The sequence below is a fragment of the Citrobacter sp. S55_ASV_140 genome, from assembly GCF_018919505.1.
Classification (GTDB): Bacteria; Pseudomonadota; Gammaproteobacteria; order Enterobacterales; family Enterobacteriaceae; genus Citrobacter; species Citrobacter werkmanii.
In genome coordinates, this window is record NZ_JAHLQZ010000131.1 from 1 (window position 1) to 11,617 (window position 11,617).

Sequence of the window (11,617 nt, forward strand, 5' to 3'; positions counted from 1 at the left end):
GTGGTGGGTGATGACGGGTTCGAACCGCCGACCCCCTCCTTGTAAGGGAGGTGCTCTCCCAGCTGAGCTAATCACCCCCGCTGTGTGGAGTCGCATTATAGGGAGAGTTGAAAATGAGTCAACGCATTTTCAAAAGAAATTGTTCGTTCGTCGTAAATTTAAACAAAACGATCGCAAAACAATCCATTCAGCATGATTTGTATACGAAAATGGCAAAGCGTGATGTTCCAACCCGATCAACATTGAGGAATCAGACCACAGTGATAGAATACGAGCCTGATAATCTTCCCTGGATTTGCCGGTTGTCGGCATCTTTATAAACGTAAGGCCATTTCATGAAAATCAAAACTCGCTTCGCGCCAAGCCCGACAGGTTACCTGCACGTCGGCGGTGCGCGCACTGCTCTTTATTCCTGGCTTTTTGCACGTAACCATGGCGGTGAGTTTGTGCTGCGTATTGAAGACACCGATCTCGAACGCTCCACACCGGAAGCTATTGAAGCCATTATGGATGGTATGAACTGGTTGAATCTGGAATGGGATGAAGGCCCGTACTTCCAGACCAAACGTTTTGATCGCTACAACGCTGTTATTGATGAAATGCTGGAAGCAGGCACCGCATATAAGTGCTACTGCTCCAAAGAGCGTCTGGATGCGCTGCGCGAAGAGCAGATGGCGAACGGTGAGAAGCCGCGTTACGACGGCCGCTGCCGCCACGGTCATGAGCACCATGCCGCCGATGAACCGTGCGTGGTGCGTTTTGCCAACCCGCAGGACGGTTCCGTTATTTTTGACGATCAGATCCGTGGGCCGATCGAATTCAGCAACCAGGAGCTGGACGATCTGATCATCCGCCGTACCGACGGCTCCCCAACCTACAACTTCTGCGTGGTTGTCGATGACTGGGATATGGAAATCACTCACGTTATTCGTGGCGAAGACCATATCAACAACACCCCGCGTCAGATCAATATCCTGAAAGCGCTGAATGCGCCGGTGCCGGTTTACGCGCACGTGTCGATGATCAACGGCGACGACGGTAAAAAACTCTCTAAACGTCACGGTGCGGTCAGCGTGATGCAATACCGCGATGACGGCTATCTGCCGGAAGCGCTGCTGAACTATCTGGTGCGCCTGGGCTGGTCCAGCGGCGATCAGGAAATCTTCACCCGTGAAGAGATGATTAAACTGTTCTCCCTCGGTGCGGTGAGCAAGTCTGCGAGCGCGTTCAACACTGAAAAATTGCAGTGGCTGAACCATCACTACATTAATGCGCTGGCACCGGAATATGTGGCAACGCATCTGCAGTGGCACATTGAGCAGGAAAATATCGATACTCGCGTTGGGCCTCAACTGTCTGAGCTGGTGAAACTGCTGGGCGAGCGTTGCAAGACGCTGAAAGAGATGGCGCAGAGCTGTCGCTACTTCTATGAAGACTTTGCTGAGTTCGACGCTGACGCGGCGAAGAAACACCTGCGTCCGGTTGCGCGTCAGCCGCTGGAAGTGGTTCGCGACAAACTGGCCGCCATTACCGAATGGACGGCAGAAAACGTCCACCACGCGATTCAGGCAACCGCTGATGAGCTGGAAGTGGGTATGGGTAAAGTTGGGATGCCGCTGCGCGTCGCGGTAACCGGCGCGGGTCAGTCCCCGGCGTTAGACGTCACGGTGCATGCGATTGGCAAATCCCGCAGCGTTGAGCGTATTAACAAAGCACTGGCGTTTATTGCAGAGCGTGAAAGTCAGCAGTAATTCTGGCTGATTGATGACACAACGGCAGGATGCGCTCCTGCCGTTTTTTTTACCTGTTATTCAGACTCATCAATGCCCAGACGAATAAGGAAATTACGAATCCCTTCGCGCGAGATATACATCGCCAGCTTTTCTTGTTCCGTTGGCGACATATTGTCCAGTGCGCTGATTATCTGGCGACAGGCATGGCTGCGTACTACATGGGTGTATTCTGCCAGCGGTTCTTCAGCCTGATAAAACTCAGGAGCTTTGCGAAAAGCGGGAACGTTGAGCAGAAACGTGCGGACACCGGAGTCAATATGAATAAGTCTTGCACGACCACCTTTAACGCCGGGAAATTTTTCGGTGGTCCAGTTTTGCTCTCTGATCCAACGATTGACGGTTTGTTTGGCTACCCCGAGACATTCCGCCAGCTCTTCGGTCGTCATTTTGCTGCGTAATTTTTTCATATTATTTGTTTTCGCGGATCCCTAAGCGTTGTAATAAACCCGTAATGCCTTCACGCAGGATCAATGACGTAAACATTTTCTGTTCTGATGGCGTCATCTCTTTGGCGAGTCTAATCAGCAGCGCCTCAATCGAAGTATCACCGGATAACGATAAGTTATCTGATAAACCTTCGGCTGAACGTTCAGCGCTGCGAATGTATTCACGAACTTGTTCGGTGACGTGAACCAGACGGGCTTTACCGCCCTGAACGCCTGGTTTTGGTGATGTAGCCCAACCTTCCTTGCGCACCCATTTATTGATGGTCTGTCGGCTGTATCCGGTCAGATTAGCAAGCTCTTCTGGCGTCATCCGTTCCTTGAACATAACGATTCCCTGAGTAGTCGTGGGGTTAATTAGTGGCTCATTTTATAGCACCATTTTAGTAGAAACCGTGACGCGTTTAACTACTGAATGCGAGTTGTTACGCAATGTTCTTCATTTGACTGCTTTTTCAGCGATTGAATTCTATGAGTTAATTTTGCCGTTGACACACGCGAAGGGAATTCATATGATGCCGCCCGTCAACTCGACAAGCTTTACGTGACGGGGCTATAGCTCAGCTGGGAGAGCGCTTGCATGGCATGCAAGAGGTCAGCGGTTCGATCCCGCTTAGCTCCACCAAAATTTAAACCCTCGCTGAAAAGCGGGGGTTTTTTGTTTTTACATCCTGCCAGTTCTCACCTTATATTTCTTTGGTTTGCTGAATAACACGCATAAAAAAACCGGGGAGAAAAACCTCCCCGGTCTTAACACGACAATGTTGTCTTAGGCTTACAGCACCAGTGCTGCGATGGATGCAGACAGTACGCTCACCAGCGTAGAGCCGTACACCAGCTTCAGACCAAAGCGGGAAACCACGTTACCTTGTTCTTCGTTCAGGCCTTTAATCGCGCCGGCGATAATCCCGATGGAAGAGAAGTTAGCGAAGGAGACCAGGAACACAGAGATGATGCCTTCAGCGCGTGGAGAGAGCGTAGAGGCGATTTTCTGCAGATCCATCATCGCGACGAATTCGTTAGAAACCAGTTTGGTTGCCATGATACTGCCCACCTGCAACGCTTCGCTGGACGGTACACCCATTACCCATGCAACCGGGTAGAAGATGTAGCCCAGGATGCCCTGGAAGGAGATGCTGTAGCCAAACCAACCGGTCACGGTAGCGAACAGGGCGTTCAGGGCGGCGATCAGCGCGATGAAACCAATCAGCATGGCTGCAACGATAATTGCCACTTTGAAACCTGCCAGGATGTATTCACCCAGCATTTCGAAGAAGCTCTGGCCTTCGTGCAGGTTAGACATCTGAATGTTTTCTTCGCTGGCATCAACGGTGTAGGGGTTGATCAGCGACAAGACGATAAAGGTGCTGAACATGTTCAGAACCAGCGCAGCAACCACGTACTTCGGCTCCAGCATGGTCATATACGCGCCGACGATAGACATGGAAACCGTCGACATCGCTGTTGCAGCCATGGTGTACATACGGTTGCGGGACATTTTGCCGAGAATATCTTTATAGGCGATAAAGTTCTCGGACTGACCCAGGATCAGGGAGCTGACGGCGTTAAAGGATTCCAGCTTACCCATACCGTTGACTTTAGATAACAGGAAACCAATCGCGCGGATGACAATTGGCAGAACGCGGATATGCTGCAAAATACCAATCAGCGCGGAAATGAAGACGATCGGGCAAAGCACTTTCAGGAAGAAGAATGCCAGGCCTTTGTCGTTCATGCTGCCGAAGACAAAGTTTGTCCCTTCATTAGCGAATCCGAGCAGTTTCTCAAACATCTCGGAGAAGCCTCTCACGAAGCCCAGACCGACATCAGAGTTCAGGAAGAACCATGCCAGTAACACTTCAATAACAAGCAGTTGAATAACATAACGAATGCGGATTTTTTTACGGTCACTGCTTACCAGCAGTGCGAGTACCGCAACCACGGCAAGGGCCAGGACAAAATGAAGAACGCGGTCCATATTTGCTCCAAATATGAGGCAGGTTTAGTTTTCGTGCACATTCTATGTAACAACCATAAAGAAAACGAGATCAAACACACACTATAATAAGGACCTGTGACGAGATTCAAAATTAGTGATCGGCGATACACTTCTGTTATGTTGAGTAGGGAAGTGAAAAGTTATGTCATTGTGCTAATCTAATAACAATAATTAAACATCTCACCGGTATTTCCAGAATCTTTATCGATCCATAGACAATCGCTATCAGAGAAATCAACTTCACCCATTAAAATGAATTTGATAATCATTCTCAATGGGCGTAGCTTGAAACATAGCAAAGGCTATGTTTCTGGGGCACTAAAATGACGAACGATCGCGTTGAGAGTAGCAGTGGACGGGCAGCGCGCAAGTTGAAGCTCGCATTAATGGGACCTGCGTTCATCGCGGCGATCGGTTATATCGATCCAGGTAACTTTGCCACCAATATCCAGGCAGGGGCCAGCTTTGGTTATAAATTGCTGTGGGTGGTGGTCTGGGCAAACCTGATGGCGATGCTGATTCAGGTGCTGTCGGCAAAACTGGGTATTGCCACCGGTAAAAACCTGGCAGAGCAAATTCGCGATCACTATCCTCGCCCGGTGGTGTGGTTTTACTGGGTGCAGGCTGAAATTATCGCCATGGCGACCGACCTTGCTGAGTTTATTGGCGCTGCGATTGGTTTCAAACTGATCCTGGGCGTTTCGTTATTGCAGGGGGCCGTGCTTACCGGCATCGCGACATTCTTAATTTTGATGCTGCAGCGCCGCGGGCAAAAGCCGCTGGAAAAAGTCATTGGCGGCCTGCTGCTGTTTGTCGCTGCGGCTTACATTGTGGAACTGATCTTTTCCCAACCGAACTTCGCGCAGCTTAGCAAGGGGATGATTATTCCCAGCCTGCCCAATTCGGAGGCTGTGTTCCTGGCCGCAGGCGTACTTGGCGCGACCATCATGCCGCACGTCATTTATCTGCACTCTTCCTTAACCCAGCATCTGCACGGCGGAACGCGCCAACAGCGCTATACGGCCACCAAATGGGATGTGGCTATCGCCATGACGATTGCCGGATTTGTAAATCTGGCGATGATGGCGACAGCTGCCGCCGCATTTCATTTTAGCGGGCATACCGGTATCGCCGATCTCGATCAAGCGTACCTGACTCTTGAACCGCTGTTGAGCCATGCGGCGGCGACGGTGTTTGGTTTAAGCCTGGTGGCTGCGGGACTGTCTTCTACTGTGGTCGGCACGCTGGCGGGGCAGGTGGTGATGCAGGGATTCATCCGCTTTCATATCCCATTATGGGTACGTCGCACCGTCACTATGATGCCATCATTTATTGTGATTCTGATGGGGCTGGATCCGACCCGTATTCTGGTGATGAGCCAGGTGTTGCTCAGTTTCGGGATTGCCCTTGCGCTGGTGCCGCTACTGATCTTTACCAGCAACGGCACATTGATGGGGGATTTGGTTAACACCGCCTGGGTCAAATACATTGGCTGGATGATTGTGGTGTTAGTGGTCGCGCTCAATATCTGGTTACTGGTGGGAACCGCGCTGGGTTTGTAAAAACAAAAGAGCCCGCAGGCTCTTTTGTTACATTAATGATGATGTTTGTGACCGCGCCCGCGACCGCGATGGTCGTCACGGTCATTCCAACCTTCGCGATAGCCGCGCTCATAAGCTTTACGTTTATCCCAGCCACGATGATAGCCATTGTCATGACGCCACCAACGATTTTTGCGCCACTCATAGTTATGATGCCAGTAATCCCGGTCGCGCCAGCGGCCGCCATCCCAGTAGTTACCGTAATTATCGCGATCGCCAATTTGCAATTTTATTGATGGCAGCAGGGTGATTTCGCCAGCGTTCGCGGCCAGCGGGGTAAAAGCCAATAAGACTGCCGCCAGAATCAGTGACCTGAACATGTTTACTCTCCTTCACGATCGAGCCGTAGCCGGCCTGTTAACGTAATATTACGGGGCAGTAAAGCCCCGTTTCATCGCCTTAACTCTTAAATCGCGAGCGAGAGCACTTTTTGTTAATAAATGTGTCTTTATTTCAATCAGCTCAGAATGGCATCAATCTCAGCGCACTCTTCGGCAGAGAAATGCCGATTTGCCAGCATGCCAACGGCGTCTTCAATTTGTGCGGGTTTACTGGCGCCTATCAGCACGGAGGTGACCTTGTCTTCCCGTAATACCCACGCGAGCGCCATTTGAGAAAGTTTTTGTCCCCGGCGCTCTGCGAGCGCGTTCAGCGCACGGACCTTTTCCAGTTTTTGTGGCGTTAACTGGTCCGGGTTAAGAAAACGGCTGGAGCTTGCCGCGCGCGAGTCCGCAGGAATACCGTTCAGGTAGCGGTCGGTTAATTGCCCACCCGCCAGCGGTGAGAAGGCGATACTGCCAACACCCTTTTCCTGTAACAGCGACAGCAGGCCACTTTCGACCCAACGTTCAAACAGGGAATATTTAGGCTGGTGGATAAGGCAGGGGGTGCCTAAATCGTCGAGTATTTCAATCGCCTGCCTGGCAAGCTCAGCCGGATAGTTAGACAGCCCGACGTACAGCGCTTTCCCCTGACGGACAATATGATCCAGCGCGCGCATGGTTTCTCTGAGCGGCGTTTCTGGATCGGGCCGGTGATGATAGAAGATATCAACATACTCCAGCCCCAGGCGTTTGAGGCTTTGATTGAGGCTGGCAATCAGGTACTTGCGCGATCCCCAGTCGCCGTAGGGCCCCTCCCACATGGTGTAGCCCGCTTTGGTGGAGATGATCAGCTCATCCCGCCACGGTAAAAAATCTTCCTGCAGAATGCGGCCAAAATTTCGCTCCGCTGAGCCCGGCGGCGGGCCATAGTTATTCGCTAGGTCAAAATGAGTAATTCCCAGATCGAATGCGCGCTGTAACAGCGCCCGACTGTTCTCTACCTGCGTGGCATCACCAAAATTATGCCACAAACCCAAAGAGACAATCGGCAACCTGAGGCCGCTCTGGCCGCAGCGGCGATACTCCATTGTTTGATAGCGATTTTCATCAGCCTGATAAACCATGTAGCCTCCTGTTGGATAACGTGTGTCATTGAGTGTATACGTTTACACAAAGCAGACTGTAATGAATTTTTAATCGTCAAAACTGTACATCTTGCTTTCCACCCCCTTCACAACAACTCTCCTGGACAGTCATCACAGTTCTTCGATACTCAACATTGAGGTTACCGTCAGAAGGATAGCTGTCATGCAAACCCAATATTCCGTTGCTGATTATCTGCTGGACAGGCTGGCAGGCTGTGGCGTCGGCCACCTCTTTGGTGTGCCTGGCGATTATAATTTGCAGTTTCTTGACCACGTGATTGAACATCCCAGCGTACGTTGGGTCGGGTGTGCGAACGAATTAAATGCGGCGTATGCTGCGGATGGCTATGCCCGGGTGGCAGGGGCGGGAGCTTTGCTCACCACGTTTGGCGTGGGGGAGTTAAGTGCGATCAACGGTATCGCGGGAAGCTATGCGGAATATGTTCCCGTTTTGCATATTGTCGGCGCGCCCTGTCGCGGTGCGCAGCGTCGTGGGGAACTGATGCATCACACCCTTGGCGACGGTGACTTTCAGCATTTTTACCGTATGCAGCAGGCTGTAACGACGGCCAGCGCAGTGCTGGATGAACAAAACGCCTGCTATGAAATTGATCGCGTGCTGCGGGCGATGTTAACTGAGCGCAGGCCGGGCTATCTGATGTTGCCTGCTGATGTGGCAAAACAGCCCGCCACGCCGCCGAATGACGCCCTGATTATTCCTCTGAGCGAACCGGAAAGCAGCGTGGCGGAAGCGTTTCGCTATTATGCCCGCGAGCGGCTATTGGACAGTCCGCGCGTAGCGCTGCTGGCCGACTTTCTCGCGCAGCGTTTTGGCTTACAGCCTGTATTGCAGCGTTGGATGGCGGAAACGCCGATGGCTCACGCCACGCTGTTGATGGGGAAAGGGTTATTTGATGAGCGTCACCCGGCGTTTGTCGGTACGTACAGCGCCGGAGCCAGTAGCGACTATGTGCGCCAGGCCATTGAAGATGCCGATACGATTATTTGCGTCGGTACACAATTTGTCGACACCCTGACCGCTGGGTTTACGCAACGGTTACCACCGGAGCGCACGATTGACGTTCAGCCCCATGCGTCACGTGTTGGTACCCAATGGTTTAACGTTCCGATGGAACAGGCCGTCACTACGTTACGCGAGTTGTGTCTGGAGATGTCGTTTTCACTGCCGCCCGAACGCCCGCCAGTTGGGCGTATCCAGGTTGAGAAGGGGCTGCTGACCCAGGAAAATTTCTGGCAAACGGTGCAACACTATCTGGCGCCGGATGACATCATCCTCGTCGACCAGGGAACGGCGGCATTTGGTGCGGCAGCGCTCTCGCTACCCAGCGGTGCGGAAGTCCTGGTCCAACCCCTGTGGGGTTCCATCGGCTACGCGCTCCCGGCGGCATTTGGCGCGCAAACGGCCTGCCCGGACCGCCGGGTGATCCTGATTATTGGCGATGGTGCAGCGCAACTCACTATCCAGGAACTGGGCTCTATGCTCAGGGACGGGCAATCACCGGTGATTTTACTGATTAACAATGACGGCTATACCGTGGAGAGGGCTATTCACGGGGCAAATCAGCGTTATAACGACATCGCCGGATGGAACTGGACCCAGGTGCCGCAGGCGTTAAGTCATGAATGTCAGGCGGAATGCTGGCGAGTGAAGCAGGCGGTCCAACTGGAGGAAGTGCTGGCCCGGCTGTCCCGTCCGCAACGGTTGTCATTAATTGAAGTGGTGCTACCGAAAGCCGATCTTCCTGAGTTATTGCGCACGGTGACCCGTGCGCTGGAATCTCGCAACGGAGGATAGCTACTCCTCGGGACGGCTGGCGATCATCATTGGTTTTCCGGCCAATAAAAGCCAGGCGGGGAGCATAACGACGCAAAGCAGCGGCAGCAAAGTGGTGTCTGGCACCACGACTGCCGCCATAAACAGGCTCAGCCACGCGTCGCGGGTAACGACCAGCACCAGCCCGAGAATCGCGCAGGAGACCGTGATGGCTGCCGGAACGGCTTCAACATGGGCGTGCAGCATCAGACCCAGCGCGACACCCACGAAGACCGCCGGAAAAATTCGCCCGCCGCGAAAACCGCTCGCTGCGGCGACCACCAATGCCGCCAGTTTGATCACGGCAAGCAGCAAATAATCCGTTGTCCCCAGCGTCTGGCTAAACGCCATTTGCTGCATTTCATCCAGTCCCTTAAATAAGGTAAGCGGTCCGCCAATTACACCCAAAATACCGAGAATAAAACCACCAACCCCAAGGATCAGTACCGGGTGTTTAAGCCGATGTATTAAATGATGCAAGCGCGGTAGACACCAGACGGCCACCATGCCCGCGGCAATGGCGATAGCAGCAACGACCGCACCGCTGAGGATATCGATCAGATGCATTTGCGTATAGTGCGCGATGGGCAATGAAAAATGGGGATGAAAGAACAGGCTGGTGGTCAGTGAACCTGCGGCGGCGGCCATTAACGGCGCAAACAGGCGATCCCATAAAGGAACATCGTTCGAGCTATTCAGCGTTTGCGAAAACACCAACGCGGCGGCCACGGGAGTACCAAATAACGCCCCGATGGTGCCGGCAGAGGCGAGAATGGTCCAGTCCAGCTTAGCAATGCGCGGAAAGCGGCGGCTGCCAAGCGCCACTGCGAGGGCGATATTCACGGTCATGATGGGATGTTCCGGCCCTAAACTGACGCCGCCCGCCAGACCGAGGATTAGCGCCGCCAGCAGGCCTGGCAGCGCCGAAACGGCCACCGGCATTCCGATTAACGGTTCACAAGCCGGATCCGGACCAGCGTGGCCCCGGCTGTAGCGGATGACAAGCCCGACCATCAGTCCGGTTAACGTGAGCATACCGATGATCCACAGCGGAGAGTCCTGGGCAATTCCGATGCTAATCGGCAGACGCTCCCATAAAAATTGCTGTAAAACGGAAGCGACTTTCATCACAACGATCAACACCAGGCTGGACGCTATGCCAATGATTATCGCGGGAGTTGATAGCAAGAGCATCGTTCTGGCTCGCGGATGGAGCATTTTCAATTCCTTCAAACAGAGTCATAGATATAGTTTGCACAGCCTGCGCGACCGCATCGCTGCAAATGGTGCTGAAACGATAAAGTAATTGTGTGATCTGGATCGATTTTCTACGGGCATCAGCCTTCAGGCCGTTGTTGTTATGCCCCCATGAATTTACAGTGTGGCAAAGATTTATTTTGACTTTAGCGGAGCAGTGGAAGAATGACAAAATATGCTTTAGTAGGTGATGTTGGCGGCACCAACGCACGTCTTGCTCTGTGCGACATTGCCAGTGGCGAGATTTCGCAGGCAAAAACCTATTCCGGGCTGGATTACCCCAGTCTGGAGGCTGTGGTGCGCGTGTACCTGGATGAGCATAGCGTCAGCGTCGAAGATGGTTGCATTGCCATTGCCTGTCCGATCACCGGCGACTGGGTAGCAATGACCAACCATACCTGGGCATTCTCTATTGCTGAGATGAAAAAAAATCTGGGCTTTAGCCATCTGGAAATCATCAATGATTTCACCGCCGTGTCGATGGCAATCCCCATGCTGAAAAAAGAGCATTTGATCCAGTTTGGCGGCGCGGAACCTGTCGAAGGCAAACCGATTGCGGTGTATGGCGCGGGAACTGGCCTCGGCGTGGCGCATTTGGTGCACGTTGATAAACGCTGGGTAAGTCTGCCGGGTGAAGGCGGGCACGTGGATTTTGCGCCTAACAGCGAAGAAGAGGGGATTATCCTTGAGGTTCTGCGTGCGGAAATCGGTCATGTTTCTGCTGAACGTGTGCTCTCAGGACCCGGACTGGTGAACCTGTATCGCGCCATCGTCAAATCAGACGGCCGCCTGCCGGAAAATCTGCAGCCGAAGGATATCACCGCCCGTGCGCTGGAAGATTCCTGTATCGACTGCCGCCGCGCGCTGTCGCTGTTCTGTGTGATCATGGGCCGCTTTGGCGGCGATCTGGCGTTAACGCTGGGCACGTTTGGCGGCGTGTACATCGCTGGCGGGATCGTGCCGCGCTTCCTTGATTTCTTTAAAGCTTCCGGTTTCCGCGGTGGGTTTGAAGATAAAGGACGTTTTAAAGCCTACGTTCAGGATATTCCAGTGTATCTGATTGTGCATGATAATCCGGGCCTGCTTGGTTCTGGCGCACATCTGCGCCAGACGCTGGGGCATATTTTGTAAGGCCAATGTCGGATGGTATTTAGCAATCATCCGGCCTGTATTCCCACTAAACCGCGCTTCTGACGTAACGACGATCAGTTAACGACGAGCA

General features: G+C 52.9%; 10 protein-coding genes and 2 tRNA genes. 5 read left to right on the plus strand and 7 right to left on the minus strand.

Annotated elements, in window-relative coordinates:
• Position 1: 1 nt before the first annotated feature.
• Positions 2 to 77: transfer RNA gene (locus tag KQJ18_RS16930), tRNA-Val, on the minus strand.
• A 258-nt stretch (positions 78 to 335) separates the two neighbouring features.
• Between KQJ18_RS16930 and gltX the strand changes: the two genes are divergently transcribed.
• On the plus strand, positions 336 to 1,751 hold the full coding sequence (gltX, locus tag KQJ18_RS16935; RefSeq protein ID WP_038642458.1) for a glutamate--tRNA ligase: 1,416 nt from the start codon (positions 336 to 338) through the stop codon (positions 1,749 to 1,751).
• A gap of 56 nt (positions 1,752 to 1,807) precedes the next feature.
• Here gltX and KQJ18_RS16940 read toward each other — a convergent pair whose 3' ends face one another.
• Positions 1,808 to 2,200, minus strand: a complete 393-nt coding sequence (locus KQJ18_RS16940) for a YfeC-like transcriptional regulator (protein WP_038642449.1) — start codon at positions 2,198 to 2,200, stop codon at positions 1,808 to 1,810.
• Between the two features lies 1 nt (position 2,201).
• Positions 2,202 to 2,564 carry a YfeC-like transcriptional regulator gene (locus KQJ18_RS16945; protein ID WP_006683575.1) on the minus strand — a complete coding sequence of 121 codons (363 nt, stop codon included), beginning with the start codon at positions 2,562 to 2,564 and terminating at the stop codon, positions 2,202 to 2,204.
• Positions 2,565 to 2,785: 221 nt separating this feature from the next.
• Here KQJ18_RS16945 and KQJ18_RS16950 point away from each other — a divergent pair.
• Positions 2,786 to 2,861: transfer RNA gene (locus KQJ18_RS16950), tRNA-Ala, on the plus strand.
• Positions 2,862 to 3,011: 150 nt separating this feature from the next.
• Here KQJ18_RS16950 and nupC read toward each other — a convergent pair.
• Positions 3,012 to 4,214: a nucleoside permease NupC gene (gene nupC, locus KQJ18_RS16955; RefSeq protein ID WP_038642445.1), complete on the minus strand. Its 1,203-nt coding sequence runs from the start codon at positions 4,212 to 4,214 to the stop codon at positions 3,012 to 3,014.
• A 344-nt stretch (positions 4,215 to 4,558) separates the two neighbouring features.
• Here nupC and KQJ18_RS16960 point away from each other — a divergent pair, with 344 nt between their 5' ends.
• Positions 4,559 to 5,797, plus strand: coding sequence for an Nramp family divalent metal transporter (locus KQJ18_RS16960; protein WP_038642443.1), 1,239 nt, complete (start codon positions 4,559 to 4,561; stop codon positions 5,795 to 5,797).
• A gap of 32 nt (positions 5,798 to 5,829) precedes the next feature.
• Here KQJ18_RS16960 and ypeC read toward each other — a convergent pair whose 3' ends face one another.
• Together ypeC and mgrA are read right to left on the minus strand one after the other, a co-directional pair.
• On the minus strand, positions 5,830 to 6,156 hold the full coding sequence (gene ypeC / locus KQJ18_RS16965) for a DUF2502 domain-containing protein YpeC (RefSeq protein ID WP_003834889.1): 327 nt from the start codon (positions 6,154 to 6,156) through the stop codon (positions 5,830 to 5,832).
• A 137-nt stretch (positions 6,157 to 6,293) separates the two neighbouring features.
• A complete protein-coding gene (mgrA, locus tag KQJ18_RS16970; RefSeq protein ID WP_085047778.1) occupies positions 6,294 to 7,283 on the minus strand; it encodes an L-glyceraldehyde 3-phosphate reductase in 990 nt (329 codons plus the stop codon).
• 184 nt (positions 7,284 to 7,467) lie between these two features.
• On the opposite strand from mgrA, the gene KQJ18_RS16975 reads away from it, so the two are divergent.
• Positions 7,468 to 9,120 (plus strand): thiamine pyrophosphate-binding protein, encoded by a 1,653-nt coding sequence (locus KQJ18_RS16975; protein WP_216422362.1) that lies wholly within the window; start codon positions 7,468 to 7,470, stop codon positions 9,118 to 9,120.
• On the opposite strand, the gene KQJ18_RS16980 is transcribed toward KQJ18_RS16975, so the two are convergent.
• Positions 9,121 to 10,356: an ion channel protein gene (locus KQJ18_RS16980; RefSeq protein WP_216422363.1), complete on the minus strand. Its 1,236-nt coding sequence runs from the start codon at positions 10,354 to 10,356 to the stop codon at positions 9,121 to 9,123.
• A gap of 204 nt (positions 10,357 to 10,560) precedes the next feature.
• Here KQJ18_RS16980 and glk point away from each other — a divergent pair, with 204 nt between their 5' ends.
• Positions 10,561 to 11,526 (plus strand): glucokinase, encoded by a 966-nt coding sequence (gene glk / locus KQJ18_RS16985; protein WP_063942028.1) that lies wholly within the window; start codon positions 10,561 to 10,563, stop codon positions 11,524 to 11,526.
• Positions 11,527 to 11,617 lie beyond the last annotated feature (91 nt).

Coding starts and splice junctions, on each gene's coding strand:
- KQJ18_RS16975 (WP_216422362.1), top strand. CDS start 7,468: ATGCAAACCCAATATTCCGTTGCTGATTATCTGCTGGACAGGCTGGCA.
- nupC (WP_038642445.1), bottom strand. CDS start 4,214: ATGGACCGCGTTCTTCATTTTGTCCTGGCCCTTGCCGTGGTTGCGGTA.
- KQJ18_RS16940 (WP_038642449.1), bottom strand. CDS start 2,200: ATGAAAAAATTACGCAGCAAAATGACGACCGAAGAGCTGGCGGAATGT.
- KQJ18_RS16945 (WP_006683575.1), bottom strand. CDS start 2,564: ATGTTCAAGGAACGGATGACGCCAGAAGAGCTTGCTAATCTGACCGGA.
- gltX (WP_038642458.1), top strand. CDS start 336: ATGAAAATCAAAACTCGCTTCGCGCCAAGCCCGACAGGTTACCTGCAC.
- KQJ18_RS16960 (WP_038642443.1), top strand. CDS start 4,559: ATGACGAACGATCGCGTTGAGAGTAGCAGTGGACGGGCAGCGCGCAAG.
- ypeC (WP_003834889.1), bottom strand. CDS start 6,156: ATGTTCAGGTCACTGATTCTGGCGGCAGTCTTATTGGCTTTTACCCCG.
- KQJ18_RS16980 (WP_216422363.1), bottom strand. CDS start 10,356: ATGCTCCATCCGCGAGCCAGAACGATGCTCTTGCTATCAACTCCCGCG.
- glk (WP_063942028.1), top strand. CDS start 10,561: ATGACAAAATATGCTTTAGTAGGTGATGTTGGCGGCACCAACGCACGT.
- mgrA (WP_085047778.1), bottom strand. CDS start 7,283: ATGGTTTATCAGGCTGATGAAAATCGCTATCAAACAATGGAGTATCGC.